This is a genomic window from Isoptericola sp. NPDC056134, from assembly GCF_042264825.1.
GTDB lineage: Bacteria > Actinomycetota > Actinomycetes > Actinomycetales > Cellulomonadaceae > Isoptericola > Isoptericola nanjingensis.
The window spans coordinates 263,610-280,652 of sequence record NZ_JBHJVM010000003.1 but is presented as its reverse complement, the minus strand read 5'-3'; the positions used below and the strand labels follow the sequence as shown (position 1 = coordinate 280,652).

Here is a 17,043-nt window from a genome sequence, read left to right as displayed (position 1 = left end):
ACGCCCGGTCCCATTCCGAACCCGGAAGCTTAGCCCTTCAGCGCCGATGGTACTGCCCTCGCGAGGGGGTGGGAGAGTAGGACGCCGCCGGACACCCATTCACGAAAGGCCCACCCCACACCGGGGTGGGCCTTTCGCATACCCGCAACACCCCACCACGCCGTCGTGCCCGCAGGCGTGCTCGGCGGCGAGCCGGCCCGTGGTCGCGCACACGGCATCCCGCGCCGTCCGGGGCGCGCGGCAGTGGCGGGCCCGACGACACGATGACGTGGCGTGCGCGCCGCGACACCGTCCCGTTCCGCTGCGCGCCGGCGCCCGCGTGCTCCGAGCTCCGGGGGAACTCCCGAGGTCGGCGCGCTGGACCTGCGGGCGGGCCGGCGCGCGCTGGCGGGAGGTTCCGCGTCCTCCGACCGGCGCGGAGACTCCTCTGCACTCTTCTCAGGGTCTTCACGAGCGTGTCCGGGCGGCCGTTTCAGGCTGCTGACCTGGGGTGATGATGTGCCGCAGCGAGCGTGCTCGGCTGGTGCCGTGCGGCAGGTCCCTACTGAGCGCGGACTCACTTGACATGGCACCGGGCCGAGAGCGAGACTTCACTGAACGGAAACCCACTTCCGGTGGGTGGAATCGTCCGAAGGGGGTCGCTCGATGACGAGTGCAGGTCTCGAGGCATTCAACGCGGCGGACATCGACGCCGCACGCGCCCGGGTGCTCTCGTGCGCGGCCGTGACCCGGTGGGCTGACGCGGTGGTCGCCGGCCGCCCGTACGCGGACACCGCGGCTGCACTCGCGGCGGCGCGCGTCGTGGCGGACCCGTGGAGCGAGGAGGAGATCGACTCCGCGCTCGCCCGTCATCCGCGCATCGGCGAGCGTGCCTCCGGGGAGGACGCGGACGCGGCGCACTCGCGCCGGGAGCAGGCCGGGCTCGGCGACCTGACCGGTTCGGTGGAGGAGCGCCTGCGCGCGGGCAACCGTGCCTACGAGGAGCGGTTCGGTCACGTCTTCCTCATCCGGGCCGCGGGCCGCACCGCCGACGAGATCCTCGCCGCGCTCGAGGAACGCCTGGGGAACGATCCCGCCACCGAGCGACGCATCGCCGGCCAGCAGCTGCGGGAGATCGCCGTGCTGCGCCTGGAAGGAGAGCTCTCATGACCTCGCACGTCACCACCCACGTGCTCGACGCGGTGTCCGGCCTGCCGGCCGCCGGTGTGGCCGTCTCCCTGTGGAGCGTCGGCGCGGACAGCGCCGCGCGGCTCGCGGACGCCACGACCGACGCCGACGGCCGGGTCAAGGACCTCGGCCCGAAGTCCCTCGAGCCCGGCACCTACCGCGTGACCTTCGCGACCGGCGACTACTTCGCCGCGCAGGAGGTCGCGACGTTCTACCCGTCGATCACCATCGACTTCACCGTCGAGGCCGGGCGCGACCACTACCACGTTCCCTGCCTGCTCAGCCCGTTCGCGTACTCGACGTACCGCGGGAGCTGACGGGCCGCCAGGCCCGCATCACCGGCCGCGGCAGAGACGCCGCGGCCTGCGTCATCGTCATCGGAGACGTATGGGGGCCGCCCTCGGGGCGGTCCCGCGACAACGCAACAACAGATGAAGGAGTCAGCAATGACCGCCACCGCCACCGACGCCCAGGCCGCCACGGGCACGATCGTGCTGGGCGACAACCAGTACGGCAAGGCCGAGGTACGCGTCATGAAGGTCGACCGTGACCAGGCGCGCCACCGGATCACCGAGCTCTCGGTGACCTCGCAGCTCCGCGGTGACTTCTCCGCCGCGCACATCGACGGCGACCAGGGCCGCGTGGTCCCCACGGACACGCAGAAGAACACGGTGTTCGCGCTCGCCAAGGACGGCATCCCCTCGCCGGAGGAGTTCGCCCTCCGCCTGGGTGAGCACTTCGTCTCGAGCTTCGACTGGATCGAGGGCGGCCGCTGGGAGGCCAAGGAGTACACCTGGGAGCACATCCCCTCGTCGCTCACCTCCCACGTGACCGACGGCGAGCACGACCACGCGTTCGTCAAGGGCGGCACCGAGACCCGCACGACCGTCGTCCAGCGCGAGGGCGACGAGGTCTTCGTCGTCTCCGGCCTCGAGGACCTCAAGGTGCTCAAGTCCACGGGCTCCGAGTTCCACGGCTTCCCGAAGGACCGCTACACCACCCTGCAGGAGACCACCGACCGCATCCTCGCGACGTCGGTGACCGCCCGCTGGCGCTACACGTCGCTGGACATCGACTTCAACGCCGTCTACGACGACGTGCGTCGCATCCTGCTCGAGACGTTCGCCGACGTGCACTCGCTCGCGCTGCAGCAGACCCTCTACCAGATGGGCAAGCGGGTGCTCGAGGCGCACCCGGAGATCGGCGAGATCAAGTTCTCGATGCCGAACCTGCACCACTTCGTCGTGGACTTCGAGCCCTTCGGCCTGGAGAACCCGAACGAGGTCTTCTACGTCGCCGACCGCCCGTACGGAAAGATCGAGGCGGAGGTGAAGCGGGAGGGCGCCGACCAGGAGCCGCGCGCGTGGGCCACCGTCACGGGGTTCTGCTGATCCAGGTTCCCCTGATCAGCGAGGCACCGTGCAGTCGGTTCGAAGGAGCATCGAGATGAGCACGACGACCATCGACGCGGCGGGCGTGACCGGCGTGCCGCAGGGCGGTCGACCGGAGGACGAGCGCTACCCGCTCGGCAAGACGTTCCTCTACGGCCTGCAGCACATCATGACGATGTACGGCGGCGTGATCGCGCCGCCGATCATCGTCGGGCAGGCGGCGGGCCTGACCGGGGCGGAGATCGGCGTCCTCGTGTCGGCCGCGCTGCTCGTCAGCGGTCTGGCCACCGCGCTCCAGACGCTCGGCATCCGCTTCTTCGGGTCGCAGCTCCCGCTCGTCCAGGGCATCTCGTTCGCCACCGTGTCCACCATGGTCGCGGTGGCGAGCGGGGACGGCGGGCTCCCCGCCGTCTTCGGCGCCATCATCGTGGCCGCCGTGATCGGCCTGGCGATCAGCCCGTTCTTCGCGCAGGTCGTGCGGTTCTTCCCGCCGGTCGTGACCGGCACGATCATCACGATCATCGGCATCTCGCTGCTGCCCACGGCGGCCGGCTGGATGATGGGCGGCGACGAGGAGGCGGCCGACTGGGGCTCGGTGCCCAACATCGCGCTGGCGCTCGGCACGCTGGTCGTGGTGCTCGCGCTCAGCCGCTTCCTGCAGGGCACGATCTCCCGCCTGTCCATCCTCTTCGGCATCATCCTCGGGACCGTGGCGGCGGTGCCGCTCGGGCTGGCGGACTTCTCGGGGGTCGGAGAGGGGTCGCCGTTCGCGCTGCCGACGCTGTTCGCCTTCGGCGCCCCGGTGTTCGAGATCGGCGCGATCATCTCGATGACGATCGTCATCCTCGTCATCATGACGGAGACGACCGCCGACATCATCGCCATCGGCGAGGTGCTCGACACCAAGGTCGACGCGAAGCGGGTGGGGGACGGCCTGCGGGCCGACATGGCCGCGACGCTCATCGCGCCGTTCCTCAACTCGTTCCCGGCCTCGGCGTTCGCGCAGAACGTCGGCCTGGTCGCGATCACCGGCATCCGTTCGCGGTTCGCCGTGGCGGCGGGCGGCGCCGTCCTGTTCGTCCTGGGGCTGTTCCCGGTGCTGGGACAGGTGGTCGCGGCGATCCCGTCGCCCGTGCTGGGCGGCGCCGGCATCGTCCTGTTCGGCTCGGTGGCCGTGTCCGGCATCCGCACGCTGTCGCGGGTCGAGTACGAGGGCAACCTCAACCTCACGCTCGTCGCGGTCGCGTTGGGCTTCGGCATCATCCCGATCGCCGTCCCGGACTTCTACGACCAGTTCCCGACCTGGGTGGGCATGATCTTCCACTCCGGGATCGCGGCCGCAGCCGTCGTCGCCGTCCTGCTCAACCTCGTGTTCAACGAGATCCGCTGGGGCCGGCGCAGCAAGGACCCGTCGGTGTTCACCGCAGGCTCCTCGGCGCGACTGGTCGTGACGGAGGAGCAGGAGCAGCGCCGGGCGGAGTACTTCGCGCGCCTGGACGCCGAGCGTCAGGAGGAGCGTCGCCGCGCCCGCCTCAACGCGGACGTGCGGGCGCGGGTGCGCCACGGCCACGGCCGCCGGTCGGGCTGCGTGTCGGCCATCGACCTGGACGCGGACGGCGTGCCGGACGTGCTCCAGATCCGCGAGGGCGCGCGCGACGCGGTCGCCGGTCGACGTCCCGGCGCTCACGCCGCGGCGGACGACACCCGTCCGCAGCTGGTGCACGCGGGCGCCGCCGAGCCGGGGGACGGGTGACCACGATGCGCGCCCCGGCACGACGCAGGGCGCGAGGCGGGATCCCCGCCTCGCGCCCCGCGTCGGGTCGCCGCGTGCCGTCAGGCCGCGGAGAGCAGCTCCTTCGAGATGGTGTCGGCCATCTCGTGCAGCAGGGGGAGCGCGGCCTCGCCGAACTCGTAGGTCACGCGGGCAGCGGGCCCGGAGACCGAGAGCGCGGTCGGGGTGGGAGCGCCCTTCACGGGGACGGCGAAGCACCGCACGCCGATCTCCTGCTCGCCGTCGTCGACGGCGTAGCCCTGCTCGCGGATCGTGCCGATCTCCTTGAGGAGGTCGTCGACGTCCGTGATGGACAGGTCGGTGGCGGGCGGCATCCCCACGCGACCGACGATGTCGCGGATCGTCTGGTCCGGCAGCTCGGCGAGCACCATCTTGCCGACGCCGGTGCAGTGCGTGTAGACGCGCCGTCCCACCTCGGTGAACATCCGCATCGAGTAGGACGACGAGGCCTGGGCGACGTACACCACCATGTCGCGGTCGATCATCGCGAGGTTGGCGCTCTCGCCGAGCTCGCGGGCGAGCCGCTCCAGGTGCGGGCGGGCGCTGGCGCCGAGCTGGCGGCCGGCGCTCTCGCCCAGCCGGATGAGGCGCGGTCCCAGGGTGTACCGGCGGTTCGGGAGCTGACGGGCGTAGCCGCGACCGACGAGAGTCCGCATGAGCCGGTGGATCGTCGGGAGCGGGAGGCCGGCAGCGGCCGCCAGCTCGCTGAGCGCGGCGTCGCCGCCGAGGTCGGTCATGATCTCGAGCAGGTCGATCGCCCGGTCCACCGACTGGACTCCGGTGCCGTTCGCCATGGGTCGTGTCCCCCTTTGAGCCTCACGAACCGGTCCCGGTTCTAGAAACCATCCTTCCACATCTCGAAACTTCATGTCATCAGCACCTCGAAAGGAAACCCAGGCCATGGCGATGCCCAGCCCCAGCTACACGATCACCCTCCGCGTCGAGGCCCCGGCCTCGCAGCGCGCGACGAGCGAGATCGTCCACGAGATCGCCACGGCCGGCGGATCGGTCATGGGCGTCGACATCGCCCAGTCGCACGCCGACACGATCGTCGTCGACGTCACCTGCGACACGGTCGACGCCGAGCACGGCGAGCGGATCGTCGCGGCGCTCGACGCCCTCGACGGCGTGCGCGTGCTGAAGATGTCCGACTCGACCTTCCTCATGCACCTCGGCGGCAAGATCTCCGTCACCCCCAAGGTGCCGCTCAAGACGCGCCGCGACCTCTCGCGCGCCTACACGCCGGGCGTCGCCCGCGTCTGCCTCGCGATCGCCGACCGCCCCGAGGACGCGCGCCGCCTCACCATCAAGCGCAACACCGTCGCGGTCGTCACCGACGGCACCGCCGTCCTCGGCCTCGGCGACATCGGCCCCGAGGCCGCCATGCCGGTCATGGAGGGCAAGGCGGCGCTGTTCAAGCAGTTCGCCGACGTCGACGCGTGGCCCATCGCCCTCGACACGACGGACACCGAGGAGATCATCCGCACCGTCAAGGCGATCGCCCCGGGCTTCGGCGGCGTGAACCTCGAGGACATCTCCGCGCCCCGCTGCTTCGAGATCGAGAAGCGCCTGCGCGAGGAGCTCGACATCCCCGTCTTCCACGACGACCAGCACGGCACCGCCATCGTGGTGCTCGCGGCGCTCATCAACGCGCTCAAGGTCGTGAACAAGAAGATCGAGGACGTCCGCATCGCGGTGTCCGGCGTCGGCGCCGCCGGCTCGGCCATCATCCGCCTCCTGCTCGCCCAGGGCGCGAGGGACATCGTCGGCTTCGACCGGCACGGGGCGCTCACGCCCGAGTCGGCCGGCGACGACGCGAACCGCGCCTGGATCGTCGAGAACACCAACCCGTCCGGGTTCACCGGAACCCTCAAGGAGGGGCTCGTCGGCGCCGACGTCTTCGTGGGCGTCTCGGCGGGCAACATCCTCACGGGCGCGGACGTCGCGGCGATGAACGACGACGCGATCGTGTTCGCCCTCGCGAACCCGACGCCCGAGGTCGACCCCATCGCCGCGGGCGAGACGGCCGCCGTCGTGGCGACCGGCCGCAGCGACTACCCGAACCAGATCAACAACGTGCTGGCGTTCCCCGGCCTGTTCCGCGGCCTGCTCGACGCGGGCGCCACGCAGATCACGGACGAGATGCTGCGCGTGGCGGCGGTCGCGATCTCGTCGGTGGTGAGCGAGGACGAGCTCAACTCGGCCTTCGTCATCCCGGGCGTGTTCGACAGCCGCGTCGCCGAGGCCGTCGCGGAGGCCGTCCGGGCCGAGGGCCTCAAGGAGGTCCCGGTGGCGGAGCACCGTGCCGGGGACGCCGAGCACCTGGCCCAGCACCTGGGCCGTGCGCTGCAGGCCGAGGGCGCGGCGGTGGCCCGATGAAGGCGTCCCTCGACCAGGCCGCGCTCGACGACGTCGAGCGGCGGCTCGCCGCGCACGACGCCCACCTCGAGCGCGCCTACCCGGGCGACGACGGCACGCGCCAGCCCGTGCACACCGTGTACGTGCCGGCGCACCGGTACGCGGCCGGGCTCGCGAGGGACTGGGGCGCACAGGCGCTCGCGGCCGTCGAGGCGCAGGGCACGGACGCGCTGCTGGACGCCGTCGACGTGCGGGACGACCTGCGCGAGGCGGTCGCGGCCCAGGTGGAGCGCAAGCTCGCCGCCGAGCCGATCGAGGACCTGCGCATCGACCTCGAGGACGGGTACGGCACCCACCCCGACGCCGACGAGGACGAGGTGACCGCCGCCGCGGCCGCCGCGCTGCGCGCCGAGCTGGACGCCGGGGGAGCGACGCCGTTCGTCGGCATCCGGTTCAAGTGCTTCGAGCGGCCCACCCGGGCGCGCGGCCTGCGCACGCTCGACGTGTTCGTCAGCACGCTCGCGGCGTCGGGCGACCTCCCCGACGGGCTCGTGCTGACCCTGCCGAAGGTGACCGGCGTCGTGCAGGTCGAGGCGATGGTCTCCGTCTGCGAGCGGCTGGAGGAGGCGAACGGCCTGCCGGCCGGGCGCCTGCGCTTCGAGGTGCAGGTGGAGACGCCGCAGTCGATCCTCGACTCCGAGGGCACGGCGACCGTGGCGCGGATGATCCACGCGGGGGCGGGGCGCGTGAGCGGCCTGCACTACGGCACGTACGACTACTCGGCGGCGCTCGGCATCGCCGCGGCGTACCAGTCGATGGAGCATCCGGCGGCGGACCTGGCCAAGGAGGTCATGCAGCTCGCGGCCGCCGGCACCGGCGTCCGCCTGTCCGACGGGTCGACGAACGTGCTGCCGGTCGGCGACGACGCGCAGGTGCGCGCCGCGTGGGCGAACCACGGGCGTCTCGTGCGGCGCTCGCTGGAGCGCGGCTTCTACCAGGGCTGGGACCTGCACCCGGTTCAGCTCCCGAGCCGGTTCGCGGCGACGTACGCGTTCTACCGCGAGGGCTTCGAGCCGGCGGCCGAGCGGCTGTCGAACTACGTGAACGAGGTGGAGGGTGCGGTGCTCGACGAGCCCGCCACCGCCAAGGCGCTCGCGTGGTACCTCAAGCGCGGCGTCGACTGCGGAGCCCTGGGCGTCGACGAGATCGTCGAGCGCACCGGCCTGCGGCCGGACGAGCTCACGGCGATCGTGACGCGCCCGCTCGGGGGCTGACGCCCGGGCATCGGCGCAGCGCACGGCCACGACGGCCCGGCAGGACGACGTCCCGCCGGGCCGTCGTCGTGTGCGCGGCGTCACGACCGCACTGCGGGAGGGCCCCGGGCAGGGGTTGACCGATCGCGCCGACCCGGCGTAGCGTTTTCACTACAAGGAACCAATCTTCCATCTGGCGAAAGCGAGTCAGCGATGACGGACCAGATCCCCTACACCGTGAACTGCTCGATCCTCCTCACGGACCTGCCGCTCCTGGAGCGTCCGGCGGCCGCGAAGGCGGCCGGCTTCGACGGCGTCGAGCTCTGGTGGCCCTTCGCCACGCCGACCCCCGACGCCGACGAGATCGACGCGTTCGTCGGGGCCCTGGCCGACGCCGGCGTGCAGCTCACCGGCCTCAACTTCGACGCCGGCAACATGCCGGGCGGCGACCGCGGCCTGATCTCGTGGCCCGAGCGCTCGGCCGACCTGCGCGCCAACCTCGACGCCGTCGCCCGCATCGGCGAGCGCACCGGCTGCCGCGCGTTCAACGCGCTGTACGGCAACCGCGTCGAGGGCGAGGACCCGGCCGCGCAGGACGCGCTCGGCGCCGAGAACCTCGCGCTCGCGGCGAAGGCCGTCGAGCGCGTCGGCGGCACCGTGCTGGTGGAGCCGGTCTCCGGCGCCCCCGCGTACCCGCTGAAGACCTCGGCCGACGCCGTCGCCGTCCTCGACCGCGTGCGCGACGAGCACGGCGCGACCAACCTTGGCCTGCTGTTCGACGTCTACCACCTGTCGGTCAACGGCTCGGACGTGGACCTCGACCTCAAGACCTACGGCCACCGCATCGCCCACGTCCAGATCGCCGACGCCCCGGGCCGCGGTGCCCCGGGCAGCGGGGACCTGCCGATCCAGCGCTGGATCGGCGACCTCCGCGCCGCCGGCTACGCCGGCCCCGTCGGCCTCGAGTACAAGACGGCCGACGCCGACCCGTTCGCCTGGCTGCCCCGCGCCGAGCGCTCCGCGCGCTGAGTGCCCCGCGCTGCAGCGACCCCTCGACCTCCCCGGAAGGACACGACCAATGAGCACCATCGCCTTCATCGGCCTCGGCATCATGGGCAGCCCGATGGCCGTCCACCTGCAGGACGCCGGGCACGCCGTCGTCGGCTTCAACCGCACGGCCGCCAAGGCCCAGCCCCTCGTCGAGGCGGGCGGCACCGCCGCCTCGTCCGTCGCAGAGGCCGTCAAGGCCGCGGACGTCGTGGCCGTCATGGTCCCGGACTCCCCGGACGTCGAGGGGGTCCTCACCGGCGACGACGGCGTCTTCGCGAACGCGCAGCCGGGCACGCTGATCGTCGACTTCTCGTCGATCCGCCCGGACGTCACCATCGCGCTGGCCGAGCAGGCGACGGCCGCCGGCTTCCGCTACCTCGACGCGCCGGTCTCCGGCGGCGAGGCGGGCGCGAAGAACGCCGCCCTGTCGATCATGGTCGGCGGCTCCGCCGAGGACTTCGCCGCAGCGTCCGACGTGTTCGACGCCGTCGGCAAGACGGTCGTGCACGTCGGCCCCTCGGGCTCCGGCCAGACCGTCAAGGCCGCGAACCAGCTCATCGTCGCCGGCAACATCGCGCTGCTCGCGGAGGCCGTCGTCTTCCTCGAGGCGTTCGGAGTCGACACGGAGGCGGCCGTCAAGGTCCTCGGCGGCGGCCTCGCCGGCTCCGCGGTGCTCGACCAGAAGGCCGAGAAGATGCTGGGCCGTGAGTTCGCCCCCGGTTTCCGCATCGACCTGCACCACAAGGACCTGGGCATCTTCACGACCGCCGCGCGCGAGCAGGGCGTCGTCGCCCCGGTCGGCGCCGTCGTCGCACAGCTCATGGCCGCGGCCCGCGCCGAGGGCGACGGGTCGCTCGACCACTCCGGCCTCTTCCAGGCGATCGCGCGCCTGTCCGGTCGCGACTGACCTCGCGCCCGCCCCGACATCCCCGAAGACTCGAAGGAGAGCACCATGCCCCGCATGCGCGCGGTCGACGCCGCGGTCGCCATCCTGGCGAAGGAGGGTGCCACCGAGGCCTTCGGCCTCCCCGGCGCCGCCATCAACCCGTTCTACGACGCCATGCGCCAGCACGGCGGCATCCACCACGTGCTCGCCCGGCACGTCGAGGGCGCGTCGCACATGGCCGACGGCTACTCGCGCGCCGAGCGCGGCAACATCGGCATCTGCATCGGCACGTCGGGCCCCGCGGGCACCGACATGATCACCGGCCTGTACGCCGCGTGGGCCGACTCGATCCCGATGCTGTGCATCACGGGCCAGGCCCCGGTGGCCAAGCTCGACAAGGAGGACTTCCAGGCCGTCGACATCGCGTCGATCGCCGCGCCGGTCACCAAGCTGGCGAAGACGGTCCTCGAGGCGTCGCAGGTGCCGGGCGTCTTCCAGCGCGCGTTCCAGCTGATGCGCTCGGGCCGTCCCGGCCCGGTCCTCATCGACCTGCCGATCGACGTGCAGATGACGGAGATCGAGTTCGACCCGGAGACCTACCAGCCGCTGGCTCCGGAGCGACCGGAGGCCACCCGCGAGCAGGTCGCCAGGGCGATCGACATGCTGCTGGCCGCGGAGCGCCCCCTGATCGTCGCCGGCGGCGGCATCATCAACGCCGGCGCGGAGGCCGAGCTCGTCGAGCTCGCGGAGACCCTCGGCGTGCCGGTGGTGCCGACCCTCATGGGCTGGGGCGCGATCCCCGACGACCACCCGCTGACCGCGGGCATGGTCGGCATCCAGACGTCGCACCGCTACGGCAACGCGACGTTCCTGGAGTCGGACTTCGTGATCGGCGTCGGCAACCGGTGGGCCAACCGCCACACCGGCGGCCTGAAGACGTACACCGAGGGCCGCACCTTCGTGCACGTCGACATCGAGCCCACGCAGATCGGCCGCGTGTTCGCGCCCGACTACGGCGTGGTCTCCGACGCGGGCGCCTTCCTGCGCACCGCGCTCGAGGTCGCCGCGGAGCGCAGGGCCGCCGGGCAGCTGAAGGACTACTCCGCGTGGGCCGCGTCCGCCCAGGAGCGCAAGGGGAAGCTGCAGCGCAAGACGCACTTCACCGAGATCCCGATCAAGCCGCAGCGCGTGTACGAGGAGATGAACAAGGCCTTCGGCCGCGACACGGTCTACGTCACCACGATCGGCCTCTCGCAGATCGCCGGCGCGCAGCTGCTGCACACGTACCACCCGCGGCACTGGATCAACGCCGGGCAGGCGGGCCCTCTGGGCTGGACCGGTCCGGCCGCGCTCGGCGTCTCGCGGGCGCTGCCCGAGGGCAACGTCGTCGCCCTCTCGGGCGACTACGACTTCCAGTTCATGCTGGAGGAGCTCGCCGTGGGCGCGCAGCACCACCTGCCCTACGTGCACGTCGTGGTGAACAACGCCTACCTGGGCCTGATCCGTCAGTCGCAGCGGGCGTTCGAGATGGACTACCACGTGTCCCTCGCCTTCGACAACATCAACATGTCGCACGGTGACGGGGAGCCCGAGGGCTACGGCGTGGACCACGTCAAGGTCGCCGAGGCGCTGGGCTGCAAGGCGATCCGCGTCAAGGACCCGGAGGACCTGGGCGCGGCGTTCGCCAAGGCGCAGGCCATGACCGCGGAGTTCCGCGTCCCCGTGGTGGTCGAGGTCATCCTCGAGCGCGTCACCAACATCGCGATGGGAGCGGAGCTCAACGGGGTGAACGAGTTCGAGGACCTGGCGATCTCGGCCGAGGACTCGCCCACGGCCATCGCGCTGCTCGACTGAGCGCGACAGGCTGAGCAGTACCCGACGACGGCGACGGGAGAGACGATGGCGAGGACGGGCAGGACCGACGGACGAGGGGGTGGAGCGGCAGTGACGACGACGGGACCGACGGCGGCGCGCGTGCTGCTCGCCCCGGACAAGTTCAAGGGCTCCCTGACCGCCGGCGAGGTGGCCGCCCACCTGGCGGCCGGCCTGCGGCGGGCGGTGCCCGGCGTCGTCGTCGACGAGCTCCCCGTGGCCGACGGCGGCGAGGGAACCCTGGAGGCCGCCCTCGCCGCCGGCTACACCGCGGTGGACCTGGTGGCGACCGGCCCCCTCGGGGAACCGGTCGCCACCCGGTACGCCCGCCGGGGCGCCACCGCCGTCGTCGAGATGGCGGCGGTCACCGGCCTCGCCCAGGTGACCCCGACGCCGGCCACCGCTCTCGCCGCGACCTCCCGGGGGCTCGGCGAGGTCATCGCGCACGCCCTCGACGCGGGGGCACGGGAGATCGTCGTCGGGGTGGGCGGCTCCGCCAGCACCGACGGCGGGGCGGGCATGCTCGCCGCGCTCGGCGCGCGCCTCGCGTCGGGGGCGGGGGACGTCGCCGACGGCGGCGGCCACCTGCACGAGCTGACCGACGTGGACCTCGCGGGGCTGCACCCCGCGCTCGCCGACACCGAGATCGTGCTCGCGAGCGACGTGGACAACCCGCTGCTCGGCGAGCAGGGCGCGGCCGCCGTGTACGGGCCGCAGAAGGGCGCCGACCCGGCGACGGTGGACCAGCTCGAGCTCGGCCTGGCGACCTGGGTCGACGTGCTGGCCACCGTCGGCGTCACGGGCGCCCGCGGCTACGCCGCCGAGCCCGGCGCGGGCGCGGCGGGCGGCGTGGGCTTCGCCTGCCTGCTGCTCGGCGCCGAGCGCCGCCCCGGTGTCGAGGAGGTGCTGGCCCTCACGGGCTTCGCGGACCGCCTCGCCGGCGTCGACCTGGTCGTCACGGGGGAGGGCAGCCTCGACGAGCAGTCCCTGCACGGCAAGACGCCGGTCGGCGTGGCCGCCGCCGCGGCCGTCGCCGGCGTCCCCACGGTCGCGGTGTGCGGCCGCACCACCCTGAGCCCCGCACGAGCGGCCGCCGCCGGCCTCACCGCCGTGCACGCCCTCGCCGACGTCGAGCCGGACGTCGCCCGCTGCATCGCCGAGGCGGGCCCGCTGCTCGAGACCCTCGCGGCGCGGCTCGTCGACCACCTGCCGTCCCTGAACACCCTGGAGATCGCATGACCCACGACCTCGTCGTCCGCGCCGCCCGCGCCGTCACCCCCGAGGGGGAGCGCGCCGTCGAGGTGGGCGTGACCGACGGCCGGATCGCCGCCGTCGTTCCGCTCGGCACCGGCCTGGCCGGTGCCGAGGTGCTGGAGCTCGCCGAGGACGAGGTGCTGCTGCCCGGCCTCGTCGACTCGCACGTGCACGTCAACGAGCCCGGCCGCACCGAGTGGGAGGGCTTCGCCACCGCCACGCGCGCCGCCGCGGCCGGCGGCGTCACGACGATCGTCGACATGCCGCTCAACTCGCTGCCCCCCACGACCTCGGTCGCGAACCTCGAGGTCAAGAAGCAGCGCGCGGTGGACCAGGCGTTCGTCGACGTCGGCTTCTGGGGCGGCGCCGTGCCGGGCAACACGGCGGACCTCAAGCCTCTGCACGATGCCGGCGTGTTCGGCTTCAAGTGCTTCCTCGCCGACTCCGGGGTGCCGGAGTTCGGCCACCTCGAGGACGCGGAGCTGCGCGCCGACCTCGCGGAGCTGACGTCGTTCGGCGCCCTGATGATCGTGCACGCGGAGGACCCGGGCACCCTCGAGGACGCCCCGCAGGAGCCGGGCCCCACCTACAAGAACTTCCTCGCCTCGCGGCCTGCCAAGGCCGAGTCGACGGCGATCGCCTCGCTCATCGACGCGGCCCGCGCCACCGGCGCGCGGGCGCACGTGCTGCACCTGTCCGACGCCGACTCGCTGCCGATGATCGCGGCCGCCCGTGCGGAGGGCCTGCGCCTCACCGTCGAGACCTGCCCGCACTACCTGTCCCTGGACGCCGACCACGTGCCCGACGGCGCGACGGCCTACAAGTGCTGCCCGCCGATCCGCGAGCACGACAACCAGGACCGCCTCTGGCAGGGCCTGCGCGACGGCCTGATCGACGTCGTCGTCACCGACCACTCGCCGGCCACCGCCGAGCTCAAGCAGCCAGCCTCGGGCGACTTCGCCGAGGCCTGGGGCGGCGTCGCGTCGCTGCAGCTCGGCCTCGCCGTCGTCTGGACCGAGGCGCGCCGCCGCGGGGTGCCGCTCGCGGAGGTCGTCGGCTGGATGTCCTCCGGCCCGGCCGCACTGGTCGGCCTGGAGCGCAAGGGCGGCATCGCCGTGGGCAAGGACGCGGACCTCGCGGTCTTCGCGCCCGAGGCGACGTTCGTCGTCGACCCGGCCCGCCTCCACCACAAGAACCCGGTCACGCCGTACGCCGGTCGTGACCTCACGGGAACGGTGCGGCGCACGCTGCTGCGCGGGCGTCCCGTGGGCGACGAGCCCACCGGCACCCTGCTGCGCCGCGGCGGGGCCTGAGCAGGGCCCGACGACGAGAACGCTGACGAGAACGACGACGAGAACGACCACGAAGGACGACTGACATGACGCGACTCCAACCGGGCGACACCGCTCCCGACTTCACCCTGCCCGACTCCGCAGGCACGCCGGTGTCCCTCGCGGACGTGCGCGCCGGGGCGGACAAGGGAGTGGTCGTGTACTTCTACCCGAAGGCGGGCACCCCCGGGTGCACCACCGAGGCCTGCGACTTCCGCGACAACCTCGCGTCGCTCGCGGGAGCCGGGTACGCCGTCGTCGGCGTCTCCGCCGACCCGGTGGAGGACATCCGCGCCTTCGTGGAGGCCGAGCACCTGACGTTCCCCCTGCTGAGCGACGCGGACCATGCCGTGGCCGACGCCTACGGCACGTGGGGCCCGAAGAAGATCGGCGACCGGACGTTCGACGGGGTGCACCGCTGCACCTTCGTCGTCGAGCCGGACGGGACCCTGCGGTCCGCCGAGTACGACGTCGAGGCCACCGGGCACGTGGCCGCGCTGCGCGCGCAGCTGGTGGGTGCCTGAGCACCCACGACCCGGTAGGGTCGGTCTGGCAGGTTTCCGCTAGGCGTAATACGAATTCCGCTGTGCAACGACCGCACGGCAGCAGCACACCCCCGTAGAACGAGAACAAGGAGGGACTGTCGTGGAGCTCCCCGACGGCCTGACCATCACCGCCGAGATCGGTGAGCGCGACACCGAGGTGCTCACCCCGGCCGCGCTCGACCTCATCGTGACCCTGCAGCGCGAGCTGGGCGCCCGCCGCCTCGAGCTGCTGGAGGCGCGGCAGCGTCGCCGCCAGGCGCTGGCCGACGGCGGCACCCTCGACTTCCTCCCGGAGACCGCGCACCTCCGCGCCGACGACTCCTGGAAGGTCGCCGAGCCCGCCCCCGGGCTCGTCGACCGCCGCGTGGAGATCACCGGCCCGACCGACCGCAAGATGACCGTCAACGCGCTCAACTCGGGCGCGAAGTGCTGGCTCGCGGACCAGGAGGACGCGAACACGCCGCAGTGGAGCAGCGTGGTGGGCGGCCAGCTCAACCTCCTCGACGCCATCGAGCGACGGATCGACTTCACCAACGAGGCCGGCAAGTCCTACGCGCTGAAGCCCGACGACGAGCTGGCCACGATCATCATGCGTCCCCGCGGGTGGCACATGAACGAGAAGCACGTCCTCGTCGACGGCCAGGAGACCTCCGGCTCCCTGGTCGACTTCGCGCTCTACGTCGCGACCGCGGGCCTGCGGCAGATCGCCAAGGGCCTCGGGCCGTACTTCTACCTGCCGAAGATGGAGTCGCACCTCGAGGCGCGGCTCTGGAACGACGCGTTCGTCCTCGCCCAGGACGCGCTGGGCATCCCGCGCGGCACCATCCGCGCGACCGTGCTCATCGAGACCATCCCGGCCGCGTTCGAGATGGAGGAGATCCTCTACGAGCTGCGCGAGCACTCCGCGGGCCTCAATGCCGGCCGCTGGGACTACCTGTTCTCCGTGGTGAAGAACTTCCGCACCCGCGGGTCGGAGTTCCTGCTGCCCGACCGCAACCAGATCACCATGACGGTGCCGTTCATGCGGGCCTACACCGAGCTGCTGGTCCGCACCTGCCACAAGCGCGGCGCGCACGCCATCGGCGGCATGGCGGCGTTCATCCCGAGCAAGGACGCCGCGGCCAACGAGCAGGCCTACGCCAAGGTGAGCGCCGACAAGGCGCGCGAGGCCGGCGACGGCTTCGACGGCTCCTGGGTGGCGCACCCCGGCATGGTCGCCACGTGCAAGGAGGCGTTCACCGCGGTGCTCGGCGACCGGCCGAACCAGATCGACCGTACGCGCGAGGACGTGCGCGTCACGGCCGCCGACCTGCTGTCGGTCGACAGGACGCCCGGCACCGTCACCGAGGCCGGCCTGCGCAACAACGTCTCCGTCGGCATCCAGTACCTCCAGGCCTGGCTGGGCGGCCTCGGCGCCGTCGCCATCTTCGGCCTCATGGAGGACGCCGCGACCGCGGAGATCTCCCGCTCCCAGGTGTGGCAGTGGCTGCACAACGACGTCGTCCTCGCCGACACCGGCGAGAAGGTGACGCGGGAGCTCGTCGACCGCATCGTCGAGGAGGAGGTGGCCAAGCTTCCGGGCGGCGCCGCCGCCTTCGACGAGGCGCGGACCACCTTCATGGAGGTCGCCGTGGCCGACGAGTACATCGACTTCCTCACGACGGCCGCCTACGAGCGGATGGACTGAGGAACCCGGCACCGCTCGGCTGCGACGGGGGCGCCGAGCACCGCCGGTGCGTGACGGCCGGGACCACGTCCTGTGTGGCGTGGTCCCGGCCGTTCGTGCGCCCGCACCGTCATGCGGGGACAACCTCCCCGACACGTGCCGCCCACTAGACTGGCGGCCATGTCCACCATCTCCCGAGACGAGGTCGCGCGCGTCGCCGCCCTGGCCCGGATCGACCTGCGCGACGACGAGGTCGACCGGCTCGCCGGCGAGCTCGACGTCATCGTCGACTCCATCGCCCGCGTGCGCGAGGTCGCGACACCCGACGTGCCGGCCACCAGCCACCCGCTGCCCCTGACGAACGTGTTCCGCGAGGACGTGCCCCAGCCGGCGCTGCCCGTGGCCGACGTGCTGGCCGCCGCGCCCGACGCGCAGGACGGGCGCTTCGCCGTCCCGCAGATCCTCGGGGAGGAGTGAG

Annotated in this window: 15 protein-coding genes and 1 rRNA gene; 15 read left to right on the top strand and 1 reads right to left on the bottom strand. The window is 72.6% G+C overall.

Annotated features, from left to right (window positions below):
* The 5 genes from rrf to ACFCZN_RS05190 all read left to right on the top strand — a co-directional run.
* Positions 1-93 (top strand): 5S ribosomal RNA (gene rrf / locus ACFCZN_RS05210); the annotation flags it as partial.
* A gap of 552 nt (positions 94-645) precedes the next feature.
* Positions 646-1,149, top strand: coding sequence for a 2-oxo-4-hydroxy-4-carboxy-5-ureidoimidazoline decarboxylase (gene uraD, locus ACFCZN_RS05205; RefSeq protein WP_429763805.1), 504 nt, complete (start codon positions 646-648; stop codon positions 1,147-1,149).
* The gene (uraH, locus tag ACFCZN_RS05200) at positions 1,146-1,484 is read left to right on the top strand and encodes a hydroxyisourate hydrolase (RefSeq protein WP_430556056.1); all 339 of its coding nucleotides are present in this window, start codon (positions 1,146-1,148) and stop codon (positions 1,482-1,484) included. Before uraD ends, uraH begins: the two co-directional genes overlap by 4 nt.
* A gap of 129 nt (positions 1,485-1,613) precedes the next feature.
* Positions 1,614-2,558: a factor-independent urate hydroxylase gene (gene pucL, locus ACFCZN_RS05195; protein WP_430556055.1), complete on the top strand. Its 945-nt coding sequence runs from the start codon at positions 1,614-1,616 to the stop codon at positions 2,556-2,558.
* A gap of 55 nt (positions 2,559-2,613) precedes the next feature.
* Complete coding sequence (locus ACFCZN_RS05190) at positions 2,614-4,311, top strand: nucleobase:cation symporter-2 family protein (RefSeq protein WP_430556054.1); 1,698 nt, start codon at positions 2,614-2,616, stop codon at positions 4,309-4,311.
* Positions 4,312-4,391: 80 nt separating this feature from the next.
* Here the strand turns inward: ACFCZN_RS05190 and ACFCZN_RS05185 are convergent, their stop codons facing one another.
* A complete protein-coding gene (locus ACFCZN_RS05185) occupies positions 4,392-5,144 on the bottom strand; it encodes an IclR family transcriptional regulator (protein WP_429763809.1) in 753 nt (250 codons plus the stop codon).
* Positions 5,145-5,250: 106 nt separating this feature from the next.
* Here ACFCZN_RS05185 and ACFCZN_RS05180 point away from each other — a divergent pair, with 106 nt between their 5' ends.
* The 10 genes from ACFCZN_RS05180 (at position 5,251) to gatC (ending at position 17,042) form a co-directional block, all read left to right on the top strand.
* A complete protein-coding gene (locus tag ACFCZN_RS05180) occupies positions 5,251-6,729 on the top strand; it encodes an NAD-dependent malic enzyme (RefSeq protein WP_429763810.1) in 1,479 nt (492 codons plus the stop codon).
* Positions 6,726-7,982, top strand: coding sequence for a DUF6986 family protein (locus tag ACFCZN_RS05175; protein ID WP_430556053.1), 1,257 nt, complete (start codon positions 6,726-6,728; stop codon positions 7,980-7,982). The genes ACFCZN_RS05180 and ACFCZN_RS05175 overlap by 4 nt, the downstream gene beginning before the upstream one ends.
* 204 nt (positions 7,983-8,186) lie before the next feature.
* The gene (locus ACFCZN_RS05170) at positions 8,187-8,990 is read left to right on the top strand and encodes a hydroxypyruvate isomerase family protein (RefSeq protein WP_430556065.1); all 804 of its coding nucleotides are present in this window, start codon (positions 8,187-8,189) and stop codon (positions 8,988-8,990) included.
* Positions 8,991-9,000: 10 nt separating this feature from the next.
* Positions 9,001-9,918: a 2-hydroxy-3-oxopropionate reductase gene (locus ACFCZN_RS05165; RefSeq protein WP_430556064.1), complete on the top strand. Its 918-nt coding sequence runs from the start codon at positions 9,001-9,003 to the stop codon at positions 9,916-9,918.
* 45 nt (positions 9,919-9,963) lie between these two features.
* Positions 9,964-11,751 carry a glyoxylate carboligase gene (gene gcl / locus ACFCZN_RS05160; protein ID WP_430556052.1) on the top strand — a complete coding sequence of 596 codons (1,788 nt, stop codon included), beginning with the start codon at positions 9,964-9,966 and terminating at the stop codon, positions 11,749-11,751.
* Between the two features lie 90 nt (positions 11,752-11,841).
* Positions 11,842-13,008: a glycerate kinase gene (locus ACFCZN_RS05155; protein ID WP_430556051.1), complete on the top strand. Its 1,167-nt coding sequence runs from the start codon at positions 11,842-11,844 to the stop codon at positions 13,006-13,008.
* On the top strand, positions 13,005-14,336 hold the full coding sequence (gene allB, locus ACFCZN_RS05150) for an allantoinase AllB (protein ID WP_429763814.1): 1,332 nt from the start codon (positions 13,005-13,007) through the stop codon (positions 14,334-14,336). Before ACFCZN_RS05155 ends, allB begins: the two co-directional genes overlap by 4 nt.
* A 65-nt stretch (positions 14,337-14,401) precedes the next feature.
* On the top strand, positions 14,402-14,878 hold the full coding sequence (gene bcp / locus ACFCZN_RS05145) for a thioredoxin-dependent thiol peroxidase (protein ID WP_430556050.1): 477 nt from the start codon (positions 14,402-14,404) through the stop codon (positions 14,876-14,878).
* A 121-nt stretch (positions 14,879-14,999) separates the two neighbouring features.
* A complete protein-coding gene (aceB, locus tag ACFCZN_RS05140; protein ID WP_430556049.1) occupies positions 15,000-16,586 on the top strand; it encodes a malate synthase A in 1,587 nt (528 codons plus the stop codon).
* 159 nt (positions 16,587-16,745) lie between these two features.
* Positions 16,746-17,042 carry an Asp-tRNA(Asn)/Glu-tRNA(Gln) amidotransferase subunit GatC gene (gene gatC, locus ACFCZN_RS05135; RefSeq protein WP_429731461.1) on the top strand — a complete coding sequence of 99 codons (297 nt, stop codon included), beginning with the start codon at positions 16,746-16,748 and terminating at the stop codon, positions 17,040-17,042.
* The last annotated feature ends 1 nt before the right edge of the window (position 17,043 follow it).